Below are 16128 nucleotides of genomic sequence, written 5' to 3'. Positions count from 1 at the left end.
ATTAGTAGTGGCACTTAGAACATTCTAAACCACCAATATCCGCTACTTTCAAAGCCTCTTTGCTTTCAGAAGCGTGCAACTGTACCAGCTTATCGTAGTACTGATTGTCTTTGGTATTTACCTCAGTTTTACGGTGACAATCAATACACCATCCCATCGTCAGTGACGAACGTTGCTGTATTACTTCCATTTTCTCCACTTCGCCATGGCAGTTCTGGCATTCCAGGCCGCCCACGTTTACGTGCTGTGCGTGGTTGAAGTAAGCCAGGTCGGGCAGGTTGTGAACGCGCACCCATTCGATAGGCTGGTTGTTCTCTATGGAAGAATAAATCTTTTGAATCTCAGGAGATTCCTTCTTGATCACACCGTGGCAGTTCATACAGATGTTGGCAGAAGGAATGTGTGCCGACTTGCCGCGGTTAACGCCGGTATGGCAGTAGTTACAGTCGATTTTATATTCGCCTGCGTGGAGTTTGTGGGAGAATGAAATAGGTTGCTTAGGAGCATAGCCCTGCTGAACGCCTACATTAAACGCGCCGTCCAGAGTTGACTTCAAAACGAGGAGTACAAAAATCCAGAGTGTCGCAGAACGGATCGCCGGATCAGCGGCGATTCTTTTCAGCAATCCACCAAAGCCTTCACCCGCAGGTGTCTCTGCATCAGCAGCTCCGCCTTTAACAGCTTTCGAAAGAAGCGATACAATAACAAGTAGAACCCCCAGCACCAGTACCATTACAACTACCAATGCAACCAGTACGATCACGAACAAGTCGGAAGGAGCACCACCTTTGGCATCACCCGCAGCAGCAGCGCCACCGGCAGGAGCAGCACCACCTGCAGCAGCGGCAGGAGCAGCAGACGCCTGGTCTACATAAGCGAAGATCGCTTTAATATCGTCGTCTGAAAGGTTCGGGAAGCTCGTCATTTGAGCTTTCGAATATTCGTTGTAAATTTTTACCGCATAAGGGTCGCCCGATGCGATCACGGCTTGCGAGTTGCGTACCCATTTGGCAAGCCATGCAAAATCGTGGCGCGAACTTGCACCTTTCAGGCCCGGGCCAACTACACGCTCGTCGGTAGGCGCGTGGCACTGGGCGCAGTTGTTTTTGAAGATCGATTCACCTTTCGCAACGTCGCCACCTCCGGCAGGTGCAGCAGCGCCGGCAGCGGCGGCAGTGCTATCCTGAGCAGACACTAACGTGGGTACGCTTAATAAGATAGCCAGAAGAACGGCTAAAAAGGTTTTTGAGTAATTAAAGAAGGAACAAAACTTAGCGTCCATTCGGAATGGTATATTCATAATCAACTATTCATTATTCTTCAACAGACAAAACTAGCTCACGATTTTTTATCCACAAAAGTATTTCAGGGATATTTTACCCCACCTTCTTATTTATAATTTGTCTAATTTATAGGCTTAATTTAACATGAGTTACATTTCTATTAAACACTGATTTTCAATCAACTAGCAAAAAAAATACCATTTGGAGCTCCTTCAAAAAGCTTGTTCCAAATGGTATTTTTCAGACATTTAATTGTGCGCTAAAATTGGGGAAAAGCGCCACAAATTCAGGTGAGGTTCCGAGCGGATTCGAACCGCTGTACGAGGTTTTGCAGACCTCTGCCTAGCCACTCGGCCACGGAACCATTTTGAGAGATTAGCTGCCCACGTGAGGGCTGGCAGCTAATCCGGGTGCAAAAGTATTAAAAAATTCTTCCGCACCACATTTTATTTTACTTTTTTCCTTTTTTCTCGCTCTCTTCAAGCTGCTCTTTCAACGCTGACAGAACGCTAAGGTCTCCGAAAGTGGATTTCTCAACCTCTTTGTTCACAGTTTCAGCCGCAGGCGCTTTTGCCGCTTTGGCTTCTTTTTTCTCCTCAGCAGGAGCACCTTTTACTTTAGAGTGAGTCAAAACGATTTTCTTCTCGTCTTTCAGGAATTCGAGAACTGTGAAGTCAAGGCTCTCGCCTACCTCAGCAAATGTTCCGTCTTCTTTCTGAAGGTTTTTGATCGAAGCAACGCCTTCGATTCCGTAAGGAAGCTCAAGGGTAGCGAATTTATCGCCTTTTGCCACGATAGTACATTTATGTACCGAGCCTACTTCGAAGATCGTCTCGAAAGTATCCCATGGGTTTTCTTCAAGCTGCTTGTGACCCAGCGCCAGACGACGGTTTTCCGCGTCCAATTCAAGAACAACTACTTCCAGCTCGTCGTTTACTTTCACGAAGTCGGAAGGATGCTTGATTTTCTTAGTCCATGAAAGGTCGGAAACGTGTACCAGACCGTCGATACCTTCTTCGAGCTCGATGAAGAGACCGAAGTTGGTCAGGTTACGAACAACGCCTTTATGACGGGTACCGATCGCGTATTTCTCTTTCAATGAACCTTGAGTCCAAGGATCTTCGGTGAGTTGTTTGATACCGAGAGACATTTTGCGCTCCTGACGGTCAAGCGTCAATACAACCGCGCTGATCTCGTCGTTCACATTCATGAACTCCTGAGGGTTGCGCAGGTGCTGCGACCATGACATTTCAGAAACGTGGATCAGACCTTCAACACCTGGTTTGATTTCAAGGAAAGCACCGTAGTCAGCAACGTTCACGATGCGACCGGTAACTTTCGATCCAACCTGGATTGATTCGTCCAGAGAATCCCATGGATGAGACTGAAGTTGTTTCAGACCCAAAGAAATGCGTTTTTTCTCTTCGTCGAAGTCGAGAACAACCACGTTCAGTTTCTGATCCAACGAAAGAAGGTCAGACGGATGGTTGATACGGCCCCATGAGATATCGGTAATGTGCAACAGACCGTCAACACCGCCCAGGTCGATGAACACACCGAAGTTGGTCATGTTTTTGATCACGCCTTCCAGTACCTGACCTTTTTCGAGGTTATTCAGGATTTGCTGACGCTGTGCTTCGAGGTCTTTCTCGATGAGGATTTTGTGAGAAACGACTACGTTATCGTTCGCGTAGTTGATTTTCACAACTTTTACTTCCATACGCTTTCCGACGAAAATATCGAAGTCGCGGATTGGTTTCACATCGATTTGTGAACCTGGCAAAAATGCTTCAATGCCGAAAATGTCAACGATCAAACCACCTTTGGTTCTTCTCTTCACATTTGCATCGATCACCACATCCTCATCGAACGATTTCTGGATGTTATCCCATGCAGTGATCACTTTCGCTTTTTTACGTGAAAGCACCAGCTGGCCTTGCGCGTCTTCCTGGTTTTCTACGTAAACTTCCACTTCGTCGCCGATTTTCAAACCTGGCAGGTCGCGGAATTCATTGGATGAAACGATACCATCGGATTTGAAACCGATGTTCAGGATTACCTCGCGGTCTGTAATACCTACTACAACACCTTTAACCACTTCTTTTTCCGAAACGGGAGAAAGCGTAGTCTCATACATTTCTTCCAGACGGGTACGGTCAGCAGATGAATAAGCGGTTCCGAAACCTTTGTCTGATGCTTTATCCCAATCGAATTCGGGAAGCGGTTGATTTTGTTTTTCCTTTGACATAAATAGGAATAATTGCTCTTGAATACATCAGCCGCCGAGCTAATCGGCTGAAAATTAGTTCAACAAGTATTTTTGGAAAATTAGGACGCAAAATTACGCGATTCGAAAGCAATTTCCGAATGGTTGGGCAATTAATTTTACTCAAGGGTGGTATGATGCCGTTTGGGCGTAAAACGGTCAGGGTTAGTCAGGTATAGCCAGGAAATTGTCAAGTGTGGTCAGGAGTAGTCAGGCGTCGTCATGAGGTTGTCAGGTGTGGGTCGGGAAGATAATTGGAGAAGAATTTGATCGGTGATATCATCGAGCACGATTAACAACCATGGCAATCCATGACCACACTTGACCATATCTGACTAACCCTGACATCTCCTTCAACCTCCTACAATACTTGACGATACCTGACTACAAATGACGGTCCGCAAACCGGCACTATAACCGAACGAAGTTAGCAAGACCGCTCCTTCGACCCGAGGTAAGGCAGCCATTCGTCATCGGCCATGCCTGAGAAATCACGAATGAACATTAAAAAAGAAGGCCGGAACGGTCGCTGCTTTAACGGCATATCAACCTCTTCCGGCGTATGGTCTCCTTTGCGGGAGTTGCATCTTTTACATGCGGTGGCCAGGTTATCCCAGGTGGTTTTCCCTCCCCTTGATTTCGGGATCACGTGGTCCAGAGTCAGATTGTCGTGGGTTCCGCAATACTGACACCTATTGCCGTCCCGCTTGAAGAGGTTTTGCCTGGTCATGACTACGCCTCTGTACGGTATGTGTATGTAGCGATGGAGACGTATGACGACCGGCATGGGATACCTGTCGTTGACAGTCCTGAGATGCTCCTGTTGAGACTCTGCGAGCATTTCCGCTTTTTTCATGTAAACCAGCAGAAACGCCTTAGGAACTGTGCAAACACTTAATGCGCTATAATCTTGATTCAGAACCAGTACTTTACCCATGAGCCCTGTGGTAGTTAATTCCCACAATATAAGAATATTTCAGCAGAAAAAACGCTCCGGGTTTTTCAAATATTGTCGAAAAAATTTACCGGAAAAGCCCAAGGATCACCATATTAGCGCATTTTACAAGACAAAGCAGCCGGTTGTTCAATAACCCGCCCGATCGTTCTCGCGTTTCACGTCCCGCTCCTTGATGGTCTCGCGCTTGTCGTAGAGCTTTTTGCCCTTTGCCAATGCGATATGCAGCTTGGCCAAACCACGCTCGCTGGTAAACAGCCGGACCGGTATAATCGTAAGGCCCTGATCCTTCAAGCCCTCTATCAACTTTTTTCGCTCTCGCTTGGTAATCAACAGCTTGCGATCGCGCATAGGCTCGTGGTTATAATGCGTACCCTCTGTGTAAGGCGAAATGTGCAGGCTGCGAATGAAGAGTTCCCCATCCATAAACAAACAGTAAGCATCCTGAAAATTGACTTTGCCCTGCCTGATCGACTTGATTTCCGTGCCTGTGAGCACCATACCGGCTGTGAACTCTTCCAGAAAGAAGTACTCGAATGACGCCCGTTTATTCTTTATATCTACTTTTTTAACTATTTTTTCCGACATATCGATTCCCAAAATTTTGCAAAGGGGCTTAAAATTAAGTTTTTGTTAAAATATACCAATGAAACCTATTAGCCATTTCCTGACGTCCGCACTACTTTTTACCATTGCCGCATCCGCCGCAAATCGTGCATGCGCGCAAGCGGAAGCCACCGCCGCGCGCGACGTCGTCGATAAACTGTTCGATGGAATGCGCAACGGCGATTCGACCGCCGTCAGAAACGTGTTTACCAAACAATGCACACTGACTTCCATTTCCAAAAACGCCGCCGACTCGGTCGTTATCCACAAAGGCAGCGTCGATGGTTTCGTGAAAGCCGTAGGCACGCCGCATAAGGAAAAATGGGACGAACGCATTTACGACGTCAAAATCTCCGTCGACGGGCCGATGGCCCTGTTATGGGCGCCGTATAAATTTTACCTCGGCGAGAAATTCTCGCATTGCGGCGTCAATGTTTTTAACCTCATCAAAACCGGCGCCGGCTGGAAGATCAACGATATCACCGACACGCGCCGGAAAGACGCTTGCCCCTGATCCGCAATGCAAACAGCATTATTATATTAAATGCGAAGCGGCCCGCCAGATAACCTGACGGGCCGCTTCGCTCAATACTATTGCCTATTTCAGCATATTCAGCAGGCTTGTCAATTTATCTTTCAAATCCTTGCGATCGACGATAAAGTCCAGGAAACCATGTTCCAGTAGGAATTCCGCGCTTTGGAAACCTTTCGGCAGGTCCTTACCGATCGTCTCGCGAATTACCCGTGGACCGGCGAAGCCGATCAACGCTTCGGGCTCCGAAATATTGAAGTCGCCGAGCATCGCGTAAGATGCTGTAACACCGCCGGTTGTAGGGTCTGTTAACAGCGAAATATACGGTATCCTGGCCTCCGACAATTGCGCCAGGCGTGCCGAGGTCTTGGCCATCTGCATCAGTGAAAACCCTGCCTCCATCATCCGGGCCCCTCCCGACTTGGAAATCATCAGGAAAGGGATCTTTTTTTCGAGGGAGTAAGAAATCGCACGGGCGATTTTCTCTCCTACTACCGAACCCATCGATCCACCGATAAAGCTGAAATCCATACAGGCGATGACGAGGTCCAGTCCATTCATTTTACCGTGACCGGTACGAACCGCGTCTTTCAACCCTGTTTTTTTCATCGTCGACTTGATCCGGTCCGGATAAGCTTTGGTATCTACGAAACCGAGCGGGTCGCCGGAAACGAGGTTGGCATCGAGCTCGATAAATTCATCGTCATCGAAAAGCAGGTTGAAATACACATCCGACCCGACTTTTTCGTGATAGTTACAATGCGGGCAGGTAAAAGCATTCTGCTTATGTTCCCTGGTAGGAGTGATTTTTTTGCAATTGGGACATTGGTACCACAAACCGTCCGGCGCTTCGCGCTTCATTTCAGTCGGTGTATTGATACCTTTTTCTTTGCGAATAAACCAGGACATATTTGTATGTGGGTTGATTTATGTATAACAATCTGAAAATCAGATAATTACTTTAATTTCACGGTGAATAACGGGCTCAAATATAAGAATAATTGTCGTGTATCATGAAAACTGCCTGGTAACGTGTCGGTTTGGCAGTTAGTTTTGCCTCGCAGAACTGCTCTGTCAGAACAATTTTATCCATTATTTGTTACTAATGACAACCAACATAACCGGCCGTACCCGATAAGCCGTTCATCCGAGTTTTCAAATGACTCCATCTACATCGCCCATAGTCATCATTGTTGGCACCAACCGGCCCAACTCGATGTCCAGGAAAATTGCAGATTATTACCAGGGCGTACTTCAACAGCTCGGAGCCCGGAGCATCATCCTCGATCTGGTAAACCTCCCCGACGATTTTACCGTCTCCGCATTGTATGCCAATACAGGCAAAAACGAGGCCTTCAATAATCTGAAATCCTTACTGGAACAGACCGACAAGTTCGTATTCATCGTTCCCGAATATAATGGCTCTTATCCCGGTGTTTTAAAAGCGTTTATCGACGGCCTGCCGTATCCCAACAGCTTTTCCAATAAGAAAGCCGCATTGGTCGGGCTTTCGTCGAACATGCAGGGGGCAGCCATTGCATTGAGCCATTTGAACGACGTTTTCAGCTACCTGGGCATGAACACCCTCGCACTGCGCGTAAAACTCGCGCACATACGCTCACATTACAGCGATAATGTGATTTCAAACGCATTATACAAGGAACTGCTGGAAATTCAGGCCGGGCAGATCATCCATTTCTAGCCATAAAAAAGGGAGCTCGAAGCTCCCTTTACAGTAATACTATTTCAACCAGTGCTGTTCCATTTCGTGGGCCGGAATGGCGGGCCGCTTCCAAAGCTCTACCCTGCTCCTGCGGAACGCCGGGCCTTCCAGGTCGGAATATTTTACGAGGCCCTCTTTGAAAGAATTGATCATCATCTCCATTTTCAATGCGTCCTCGTCGGTCCATTCGTCCTGTGGTTCCAGTTCGGTCAGCGATATATTGATAGGGTCGAAGCCGCGGGTCACGGGCTCGTCTTCCAGAACAATATCGATCGAGCCGGTCGGCGTATTTTCTTCCAGTTCACCGGTCAAAACCAGTTCTTCTTCCCTTACAGGTTCGGGGACCTCCACTTTTGGTTCTTCCGCCACCACTGCCGGTTTTTCTTCCTGCCTGCCTTTAATTCCTTTCAGCTGAATACCCGGTATCGGCGATTCGATGCTGTCAAAACCAGCTGCGACGATCGTGACGCGCAGCCTGTCATCCAGCGAATCGTCGGTGATAGTGCCGAGTTTGAACATCCGGGCTTCGCCGCCTACCTGCGAGAGCACGTACTGCCAGATTTCGCGCTGCTCCTTCATGGTGGCTTCCTTTTTTTTGCTGGTTGCCAAAGTCACGAGGATGCGTTTTGCGCCACGAATGTCGCGGTCGTTCAGCAATGGCGAGTCTAGCGCCTCTTTGATAGCTTTTTGAGCGCGTTCCGGGCCAATTGCCTCGGCTGTTCCCATAACCGACTGGCCGGCGCTTTTCAACACTTTCTCCACATCCTTGAAGTCGGTGTTGATATTACCGTTCGTGGTAATGATCTCGGAAATACTTTTTACCGCATTGAGAAGAATGCCGTCGGCCTCGGCAAATGCCTGGGTGAGGGTCATATCCTCATAAAGCTCTTCCAGCTTGTCGTTCAAAACGACGAGAACGGTATCGCTGTACTCTTTCAGCTGCTCGATACCTTCGAGCGCCTGCTCTTTCTTGTCGAGTCCTTCCCAGGTATATGGCGCTGTTACGACGGCGACGGTCAGTTTGCCCATTTCCTTCGCCAACTGTGCGATTACCGGAGCGGCTCCTGTACCTGTGCCGCCGCCCATACCGGCAGTGATAAATACCATTTGCGTAGATCCGCCGAGCAATCCCTTGATCTCCTCGATGGTTTCCAGGGCCGCTTCTTTTCCTTTCGTCGCATCAGTACCAGCCCCGAGACCTTGCGTGAGGGTAGCACCCAGCTGGATCTTCACCGGAACCGGACTGTTGGCCAAAGCCTGCCTGTCCGTGTTGCAAACCGCGAATTCTACATCTTTGATTTTCTTTTGAAACATGTAGTTCACAGCATTGCTACCGCCTCCGCCGACACCGATCACCTTGATGATAGCCGGGTCGCCGTGGCCCTCTCCGTCTGGCTGGTCTTTGACGATTTCGTTCACTATATAGTCCTGGTCTAATGCGTGCAACAAGCTTTTGTTCATATTCTTTCCGGGGTTGAGTATGTGATTTGGCTGTTAATAATCTCCAAGACTATCGTCTTTCTTTCCGATAATACCGGTAAAGCTGTCCCAAAACGTACCGTTGCGCTTCGGAGTCTCTTTTACTTCCTTAACCGGCTCTTTCTGAACCACGTTGCCTGTATTGAATGCAGATGCTGGCTTACAGACCGATTTCACGCGCGGATCGACCGATTTCAATCCGGCCCAGGCCAGGCCGATCGCCGTGTTGAAAGAAGAATTGCTCACTGCATCCGCTTTGGCTGTGCGTTCCAGATTTTCGGGATAGCCCACGCGTACCGACATGTCTGTGATTTTCTCAAACAAAACCTCTATATCCGGAATATTGGCAGATCCCCCCCGTAAGTACTAAACCGCCGATCAGCCGGTCGCCATACCCCGATTTGATAATCTCCGCATAAACCATCGCAGCGATTTCTTTCAACCGTTCCTCAATGATCAGCGCTACGTTCTTTTTAAGAACCGGTTTAGGCTGGCGGCCCGCCAGGTAATTGATCAGAATTTCTACATTCAAAGGCACATCGGCCGAAACCGCCGAGCCATATTCTTTTTTCAGTTGTTCGGCATTCTCGAACTGAATACCGCACCCTACTTCAAGGTCGGCGGTAATGTGCCTTCCGCCGATAGGAAACGAAGCGATGTGGCGCACAATACGGTCGTGGTAAATGATCAGGTCCGTGGTATGGTCGCCGATATCTACCATCGCGATGCCCGCCTTCATTTCATTGTCTGTAAGAACCGCCAAGCTGGTTGCCAGAGGTGCCAGTACCAGTTTGTCGCATTTCAGCCCCTGGTCCGCATCCGCCAGGCTTTTCTTCGTACGCAAAATCGACTGGCTGTTTGCCGAAACCACGAGGAAATTTCCGCCGAGCTTAATGCCGGTGCGCCCCACCGGCTCGCGTACGCCCGTCGAGTTATCGACCGTAAAATCCATGGGCAGGACATGCAGCACATCGAAATTCGGCTCGATCTTCGCACGGTACATGTCGTCGACAAGCTGGTCCACATCCCGCTGCGTTACTTCTTCCCCGGATGATGCCGACGGGCGGATCACGCCGTCGCTTTGCGCGCTCACTTTTACGTGCGTGCCGCCGAAGCTTACATTTACGATACCAATATCAAGATCCGAACGCGAAGACGCTTCCGCGAGCGCTTCCTTGATCGCACTGCCAACCTGTTTAATGTTTTCAACGGAGCCGTTCACCACTGCTCCGGCCGGCACGGGGACTTCGCTGAAGCCCAGAATCTCGATATTGTTTCGCCGTGCAGCCGATCCCTGTGCGGCCACCACGGCTATTTTGGTACTTCCAATATCTACCCCAACTACAATCTTATCGTGTGCCATGCTGATGGTGAATTATTATTCACAAACTATTTGATCTTGAAACTTAACACTAATTCTCTTGTACCGACTCCAGTCCTTGCTCAGCACCTTGTCATAAAAGATGCGGAGTTTTTTGAACTTGGACTCGAAATTCTCCGCCGTTCCCAGCTCGACCCGCTGGTCGCCCAGCAACGTCATCAGGTCTATCTCACCATCCTTATCCACATTCAGCTGCGTAACCTGCGCTTTCCAGAACGGGTCGGTGTTCAGAAAGCGCAATAACTCCAAAACCTGAGCGCCCTTTTCGGACCTCAGCTTTTGAGGGTTGTTGAAATACGCCCCTGAAACCAGTAACGTTCTTGCTGAATAACTTTCTGATAGAGGAAAAAAAACGCCCTCGTGGTTGATATAGTATCCCGATGTGTTCCGCATTTCCCCATTTTCCGAAGTGTTAATCCAGCGCGCAAGCGGTTTCTCCTGCTCTACTTCGACTACTATATTGCCCTTGAGGTCACGAAAAACCTGACATTTCTTGATCAGTTTATTGCGCGTAACGCGGTTTTCCAGATCGTGCAAGGCGACATCTTTGAGCCTTGCCCCGATCAGCGGATCGCCGCCGTTCTCGGTGAGCAGCATTTGTACATCCATTGGGTTCAGGAAACGTGTACCCGAATCACCCTGGATCGATATTACGAGATTTGTACAACGCTGTTGTCCCAGCTTGCTTTCTGCCATGCCGATGCCGGCAATTGGCAGAATGAGCCACAAACTACGTTTCAACAAAAGCCATGAATAGTCAAATTTACGTAACATCTTAGTAATATTAAAAATGCTTTGACTAATTATTCGCAACGGTCTTTTGAAGCAAATTCTTAATCGGACCGACCAAAGTATCGATATCCCCGGCACCGATTGTAACCACAATATCCGTATTTAATTCTTTTAAAAGTTGTAAAACTTCTTCTTTTGCAACCAGTTGTTTATCGGCGGCGGTCACTTTATCGAGGATCATCCGGGAATCGACGCCCTCGATCGGCAACTCTCGTGCGGGGTAAATATCCAGCAACAACAGGCGGTCGGCCAGCGACAAACTTTCGGCGAAACCATCTGCAAAATCTCTTGTCCGTGTGAAAAGATGCGGCTGGAAAATGGCCGTCACGTGGCGCCCGGGGTATAGCCCCTTCACCGACGACAGGAATGCCTCGATCTCCGTCGGGTGGTGTGCGTAATCATCGATATACACTTTGCCCTCTTCCTCAACCTGGTATTCGAAGCGACGTTTCACGCCTCCGTAACTTTCCAGCGCTTCCATGATCTTCTCCGGTTCTACACCAATATATAACGCTACCGCGCTGGCGGCAATCGAGTTTTCGATGTTATGGTAACCAGGAATTTTCATCGCAATGCCCCCGATCACCCCGTCCGGATAAATCAAGTCGAATACAAAGCGGGCATTTTCGATGCGGATATTGGCGGAGCGATATGGGCCGCTGTTTAGGGAATAGGTGAATACCTTCGCCTTGCAGCTGTCCGCGATTTCCAGTCCCTCGCGCATAAACAATGCGCCGTGTTCGTCGACCTGACTTACGTAGTCGCGGAAGGACTCGAGTACGGCTTCATGTTTACCGTAAATATCGAGGTGATCGGCATCGGTGGAAGTCACGATCGCTATTTCGGGAAACAATGTCAGGAACGAGCGATCGAATTCGTCGGCCTCCACGACACAGAAAACCTCTTCCAGCCTGTCGGTCGGCTCGTTCAGAAGGAGGTTAGTGCCATAATTCTGCGTAATGCCTCCCAAAAACGCCGTGCTGTTCACATGCGCGTGGCGCAGGATATGCGCAATGAGCGAGGACGTGGTCGTTTTCCCGTGCGTACCCGCAACGCCGATCGTTCTCAGATTCTGGGTCAGGATGCCCAATACCTGCGAGCGTTTCAGGATCATAAAATTCCCGTCCCGGAAATAATGCATCTGCTTGTGCCGGACCGGTACCGCAGGTGTGTAAACAACGAGCGTTTGCTGTGAATCGGCTGTAAATTCGGCGGGGATGGCCGACACTTCGTCTTCCAGCGTTACCGGAATGCCTTCCTCGATGAGCTTGCCTACGAGCGGCGTCATGGTTTTGTCATAACCCGCAACTTCAAATCCATTGGCCTTGAACCATCGTGCGAGCGCACTCATTCCGATCCCGCCTATTCCTACAAAATAGATATATTTCCAGTTCGTCACAGAGGATGACATCATATTTGAATCTTGGGGTTACTGTATCAATTTTAAAACTTCCGCGGCAATGTCGTCCGCCGCGCCGGGCCTTGCCAGTTTGTTGATATTCATTTGTAACTCACGCTGACGCGCCACATCGTCGAGCAAGGCCAATGCCTGGTCTACCAGCTTCTCACGCGCTTCCGGGTCTTTGACGAGGATGGCCGCGTCACCGTCGACCAGGTTCATCGCATTCTTTGTCTGATGATCTTCCGAAGCATACGGAAATGGCACGAGAATGGCCGGCTTGGCGGCCAGGCACAACTCCGAAACTGACAATGCGCCCGCACGTGATACGACCACATCCGCCACCGCGTAGGCGAGGTCCATGGTATAGATAAAGTCGAACGCCTTCACCCGGTCGGTACCGAGCTTTTCGATGACTGCTTTGGCTTTGTCAATATCGTTTTTGCCTGTTTGCCAAAGTACCTGATGACCCGCGTCTACCAACCGGCCGAGGCCTTCGGTAATGCTTTCGTTGATCGAGCGCGCGCCCAGGCTTCCACCCATGACGAAAAGCGTTTTCAAGCCCTCGTTCAGCTCAAAATGTTCCAGCCCTGCGCTCCGCTTTAAATGCACATAAGTGATGTCGCTCCGTACTGGATTGCCCAGTAATGTAATTTTCTCTTTCGGGAAAAATGCTTCCATTCCCGGGTAAGCCACACATATTCTGGCAGCCCTTTTGGCGAGGATTTTATTCGTAATGCCTGCGTAGGAATTCTGCTCCTGAATTAATGTAGGAATGCCGGCCATGGACGCCATCATCAGCAACGGTCCGCTGGCAAAGCCCCCCACTCCCACAGCAACGTCGGGCTTGAATTCCCTGATGACCTCCTTCGCCTTCATCAGGCTGCGCAACATTTTGAACGGCAACGCAAGGTTTTCAAGGGAAAGGCTCCTCTTGATGCCGGCAATAGGCAGGCCTACGATCTTATAACCGGCGCGCGGTACTTTTTCCATTTCCATTTTACCCAACGCACCCACGAATAATATCTCGGTAGCGGGCTCCCGGTGCTGCAATGCATTGGCAATGGCTATCGCCGGGTAAATGTGCCCTCCTGTACCGCCTCCGCTTATAATTACTCTCTTTGCCATGTCTAAATGCGTTTTTCCTCCACGATCTCACCCCGGCTCACGCTCAGGATCATTCCCATCGCAATACCCGTAAAAAGCAGCGACGTTCCACCCTGGCTGAAGAACGGCAACGTCTGCCCAGTAACCGGCACAAGCCCGACAGTAACGGCCATCGCCGAAAATGCCTGACTGACCACAATGAATGTGAGCCCGGCCGACAGCAACCCGCCGAACGGCCGCTTGGTCGCCTCGATTGCTTTGAGGCCGCGGTATAAAAGGATCAGATAAAGGATAATCAATGTAGTGCCGCCCAATGTGCCATATTCCTCCACTGCCACGGCGAAAATGAAGTCCTTCTGCGGCTCGGGCAAAAAGCGGCGCTGGCGGCTTTTGGAAACACCTTCCCCGTAAAGCCCGCCGCGGGCCATGGCCATGTAAGATTGTTGTGACTGATAAACCACCACATCCTTGTCAAAAAACGTAGAAATCCTGCTTTGGGCCGTGCCCGAACGTTGTGTCGAATTGAGCAGGATCGCGATGGTTGCGAAAAATACCAGGCCAAGAGCCGTAAATGCGAGGTAATGCAACGGCACTTTGCCTACGAACATCAGCAAAAAGCAAATGCCTGCCAGCATGACGGCCGTCGATACGTTACTCACGAAAATTAACCCGCACACAACGCCTACGAGCGCGAGTGGTTCCATGAAAAGCTCGCGGGTATTCCAGCCGCCTTTGATGTGCCGCGCCAATATCAGCGACAAATGCGACACCAATGCTACCTTGGCCCATTCCGAGGGCTGGAAACGTTGCCCGATTACCGGAATTTCGATCCAGCGGGCCGCATCGTTCACCGATGTCCCGAAAAACATGGTGAATATCAAAAGCAGAATCGAGCTCCACACGGCCAGGCGCGTCACGTAAACAAACTTGATGTACGGCACGCGGTGTACGAAATACATCACCATGAGCGACAGCACACAAAGCAATGCGTGTTTGTAAAGATAATATTCGGTATTACCGTCCATCTGGCTGTACGCGTCCTTTACGGAAGCGCTATACACGACCACGATGCTCCACATCAGCATGATAATGCATATGCCCCAGATCCAGGGGTCGCCTTTCAGGTTTTTGCTAAACCACGCCTGGGTATCTTCCCTTAATCTATTCAGGAAATCCATATCGTTTGGCGGCTAATGAAATTGTTGTCAGGTATAGTCAATAGTTGTCAGATGTTGTTATCGAACAAGGTCTCTGACGGCAGCTTTGAATTGATCGCCCCGGTCCTCGTAGTTTTTGAACAGGTCAAAACTCGCGCAGGCGGGCGAAAGCAGGACGATATCCCCGGGAACGCCCCATTCCCGTCCTTTGTTCACGGCATCCCGGACATCCTCGGTCGCGTATATCTGCGGGACTTTACCTGAAAAGTAGTTTTGAAGCTTCTCGGGGTCTTTACCCAATATAATAAGCCCCTTCACTTTATCCCTGACCAGGTTTTCGATCTGTGAATAATCATTTCCCTTATCAACACCTCCCGCAATAAGGATCACCGGCTGGTCGAAGCTTCCCAGTGCGTAGAAAACCGAATCCACGTTAGTCGCTTTCGAGTCGTTGATATATGTCACGCCGCCGATCACCTCTACCTGTTCGAGACGGTGCGGCGCATTGGTAAACGACCTCAGGCCTTCGCTGATTTTCTCCGCACGAATGTCCAGCAGTTGCGCCACCGATATCGCCGTCAACGCGTTGATCGCATTGTGCGGGCCTTTAATCGGCAGTTCGCCGAATGCTTGTTCGAATGTGTTTCCATTGATATTCGAAATCAGCTTTCCGTTTTCGAGATACGACCCGGATGCCAGCGGCGTTTCCAGCGAAACTTCGACCCGGCCAACTTCCGGCCTTCTCTTTTCCAACTCCCTGCTAATCACTTCGCTTTCTTTATAATAAATGAAATAATCGTCGGCTGTCTGATTCCGGATAATATTAAACTTGGAATCGACATAATTCTGAAAATCATACCCATAACGATCCAGGTGATCGGGAGTGATATTCAGGAGAACCGAAATATATGGATGGAAATCAACGATATTATCGAGCTGGAAACTGCTGATTTCCAATACATAATAATCATATTGCTTTTCAGCCGCCGCCCAGGCGAAACTGTCGCCGATATTGCCGGCCAAGCCCACATTCAGGCCTGCGTTTTTAAGCAAATGGTAAGTCAGTAACGTGGTGGTCGTTTTGCCGTTGCTGCCGGTAATGGCGATCAATTTTGCATCGGTATAACGGGAGGCAAATTCGATCTCGGAAATAACCGGGGTACCCTTTTCCTTCAATGCGACGATCAGAGATACTTTGTCGGGGATACCGGGGCTTTTTACGACAAGGTCGCTTTCGAGGATGCGCTCCTCCGAATGCCGTCCCTGTTCAAATGGAATGTTTTCACTCTTCAGAATATCGATGTACTTCTGATGCAACTGGCCCTTATCCGATAAAAAAACTTCAAAACCTTTGGATTTCGCAAGAATAGCAGCACCTGTGCCGCTCTCTCCCCCACCCAGAATAGTCACCTTTTTTTGCACAAGAATCGATTTAAAACGTTGAACAA

At 49.4% G+C, this 16128-nt stretch carries 15 protein-coding genes and 1 tRNA gene; 2 read left to right on the top strand and 14 right to left on the bottom strand.

Annotated features, from left to right (window positions below):
• Position 1 precedes the first annotated feature (1 nt).
• From ABV298_RS15625 to smpB, 5 genes are all read right to left on the bottom strand, one after another.
• Positions 2–1282, bottom strand: coding sequence for a c-type cytochrome (locus tag ABV298_RS15625; protein WP_353722992.1), 1281 nt, complete (start codon positions 1280–1282; stop codon positions 2–4).
• Between the two features lie 294 nt (positions 1283–1576).
• Positions 1577–1647 (bottom strand) — tRNA-Cys (locus tag ABV298_RS15620).
• 87 nt (positions 1648–1734) lie between these two features.
• A complete protein-coding gene (gene rpsA / locus ABV298_RS15615; protein ID WP_353722991.1) occupies positions 1735–3531 on the bottom strand; it encodes a 30S ribosomal protein S1 in 1797 nt (598 codons plus the stop codon).
• Between the two features lie 445 nt (positions 3532–3976).
• Positions 3977–4486 (bottom strand): HNH endonuclease, encoded by a 510-nt coding sequence (locus ABV298_RS15610; protein ID WP_353722990.1) that lies wholly within the window; start codon positions 4484–4486, stop codon positions 3977–3979.
• A 147-nt stretch (positions 4487–4633) separates the two neighbouring features.
• Positions 4634–5092: an SsrA-binding protein SmpB gene (smpB, locus tag ABV298_RS15605; protein ID WP_353722989.1), complete on the bottom strand. Its 459-nt coding sequence runs from the start codon at positions 5090–5092 to the stop codon at positions 4634–4636.
• Positions 5093–5150: 58 nt separating this feature from the next.
• Here smpB and ABV298_RS15600 point away from each other — a divergent pair, with 58 nt between their 5' ends.
• A complete protein-coding gene (locus ABV298_RS15600) occupies positions 5151–5624 on the top strand; it encodes a nuclear transport factor 2 family protein (RefSeq protein WP_353722988.1) in 474 nt (157 codons plus the stop codon).
• An 84-nt stretch (positions 5625–5708) separates the two neighbouring features.
• On the opposite strand, the gene accD is transcribed toward ABV298_RS15600, so the two are convergent.
• On the bottom strand, positions 5709–6551 hold the full coding sequence (gene accD / locus ABV298_RS15595) for an acetyl-CoA carboxylase, carboxyltransferase subunit beta (RefSeq protein WP_353722987.1): 843 nt from the start codon (positions 6549–6551) through the stop codon (positions 5709–5711).
• A gap of 250 nt (positions 6552–6801) precedes the next feature.
• Here accD and ABV298_RS15590 point away from each other — a divergent pair, with 250 nt between their 5' ends.
• The gene (locus ABV298_RS15590) at positions 6802–7344 is read left to right on the top strand and encodes an NAD(P)H-dependent oxidoreductase (RefSeq protein ID WP_353722986.1); all 543 of its coding nucleotides are present in this window, start codon (positions 6802–6804) and stop codon (positions 7342–7344) included.
• 39 nt (positions 7345–7383) lie between these two features.
• On the opposite strand, the gene ftsZ is transcribed toward ABV298_RS15590, so the two are convergent.
• From ftsZ to murD, 8 genes are read right to left on the bottom strand one after another with little or no spacing between them, the layout of a single operon-like run.
• Positions 7384–8826 carry a cell division protein FtsZ gene (ftsZ, locus tag ABV298_RS15585; protein WP_353722985.1) on the bottom strand — a complete coding sequence of 481 codons (1443 nt, stop codon included), beginning with the start codon at positions 8824–8826 and terminating at the stop codon, positions 7384–7386.
• 33 nt (positions 8827–8859) lie between these two features.
• Positions 8860–9168: a hypothetical protein gene (locus tag ABV298_RS15580; protein ID WP_353722984.1), complete on the bottom strand. Its 309-nt coding sequence runs from the start codon at positions 9166–9168 to the stop codon at positions 8860–8862.
• A complete protein-coding gene (ftsA, locus tag ABV298_RS15575) occupies positions 9161–10207 on the bottom strand; it encodes a cell division protein FtsA (protein WP_353722983.1) in 1047 nt (348 codons plus the stop codon). The genes ABV298_RS15580 and ftsA overlap by 8 nt, the downstream gene beginning before the upstream one ends.
• 15 nt (positions 10208–10222) lie before the next feature.
• A complete protein-coding gene (locus ABV298_RS15570; RefSeq protein WP_353722982.1) occupies positions 10223–10999 on the bottom strand; it encodes a cell division protein FtsQ/DivIB in 777 nt (258 codons plus the stop codon).
• Positions 11000–11024: 25 nt separating this feature from the next.
• Positions 11025–12431, bottom strand: a complete 1407-nt coding sequence (gene murC / locus ABV298_RS15565; protein ID WP_353722981.1) for a UDP-N-acetylmuramate--L-alanine ligase — start codon at positions 12429–12431, stop codon at positions 11025–11027.
• Positions 12432–12446: 15 nt separating this feature from the next.
• The gene (murG, locus tag ABV298_RS15560; RefSeq protein WP_353722980.1) at positions 12447–13544 is read right to left on the bottom strand and encodes an undecaprenyldiphospho-muramoylpentapeptide beta-N-acetylglucosaminyltransferase; all 1098 of its coding nucleotides are present in this window, start codon (positions 13542–13544) and stop codon (positions 12447–12449) included.
• A gap of 2 nt (positions 13545–13546) precedes the next feature.
• Positions 13547–14701: an FtsW/RodA/SpoVE family cell cycle protein gene (locus ABV298_RS15555; RefSeq protein WP_353722979.1), complete on the bottom strand. Its 1155-nt coding sequence runs from the start codon at positions 14699–14701 to the stop codon at positions 13547–13549.
• A gap of 57 nt (positions 14702–14758) precedes the next feature.
• On the bottom strand, positions 14759–16102 hold the full coding sequence (gene murD, locus ABV298_RS15550; RefSeq protein ID WP_353722978.1) for a UDP-N-acetylmuramoyl-L-alanine--D-glutamate ligase: 1344 nt from the start codon (positions 16100–16102) through the stop codon (positions 14759–14761).
• Between the last annotated feature and the right edge of the window lie 26 nt (positions 16103–16128).

The organism is Dyadobacter sp. 676, assembly GCF_040448675.1.
Classification (GTDB): Bacteria; Bacteroidota; Bacteroidia; order Cytophagales; family Spirosomataceae; genus Dyadobacter.
The sequence above is the reverse complement of the archived record's forward strand: the minus strand, read 5'-3'. Positions and strand labels throughout refer to the sequence as shown.

Excerpts from the sequence above, each read along its gene's own strand:
- ABV298_RS15625 (WP_353722992.1), bottom strand. The coding sequence starts at position 1,282 with ATGGACGCTAAGTTTTGTTCCTTCTTTAATTACTCAAAAACCTTTTTA.
- rpsA (WP_353722991.1), bottom strand. The coding sequence starts at position 3,531 with ATGTCAAAGGAAAAACAAAATCAACCGCTTCCCGAATTCGATTGGGAT.
- ABV298_RS15610 (WP_353722990.1), bottom strand. The coding sequence starts at position 4,486 with ATGGGTAAAGTACTGGTTCTGAATCAAGATTATAGCGCATTAAGTGTT.
- smpB (WP_353722989.1), bottom strand. The coding sequence starts at position 5,092 with ATGTCGGAAAAAATAGTTAAAAAAGTAGATATAAAGAATAAACGGGCG.
- ABV298_RS15600 (WP_353722988.1), top strand. The coding sequence starts at position 5,151 with ATGAAACCTATTAGCCATTTCCTGACGTCCGCACTACTTTTTACCATT.
- accD (WP_353722987.1), bottom strand. The coding sequence starts at position 6,551 with ATGTCCTGGTTTATTCGCAAAGAAAAAGGTATCAATACACCGACTGAA.
- ABV298_RS15590 (WP_353722986.1), top strand. The coding sequence starts at position 6,802 with ATGACTCCATCTACATCGCCCATAGTCATCATTGTTGGCACCAACCGG.
- ftsZ (WP_353722985.1), bottom strand. The coding sequence starts at position 8,826 with ATGAACAAAAGCTTGTTGCACGCATTAGACCAGGACTATATAGTGAAC.
- ftsA (WP_353722983.1), bottom strand. The coding sequence starts at position 10,207 with ATGGCACACGATAAGATTGTAGTTGGGGTAGATATTGGAAGTACCAAA.
- ABV298_RS15570 (WP_353722982.1), bottom strand. The coding sequence starts at position 10,999 with ATGTTACGTAAATTTGACTATTCATGGCTTTTGTTGAAACGTAGTTTG.
- murC (WP_353722981.1), bottom strand. The coding sequence starts at position 12,431 with ATGATGTCATCCTCTGTGACGAACTGGAAATATATCTATTTTGTAGGA.
- murG (WP_353722980.1), bottom strand. The coding sequence starts at position 13,544 with ATGGCAAAGAGAGTAATTATAAGCGGAGGCGGTACAGGAGGGCACATT.
- ABV298_RS15555 (WP_353722979.1), bottom strand. The coding sequence starts at position 14,701 with ATGGATTTCCTGAATAGATTAAGGGAAGATACCCAGGCGTGGTTTAGC.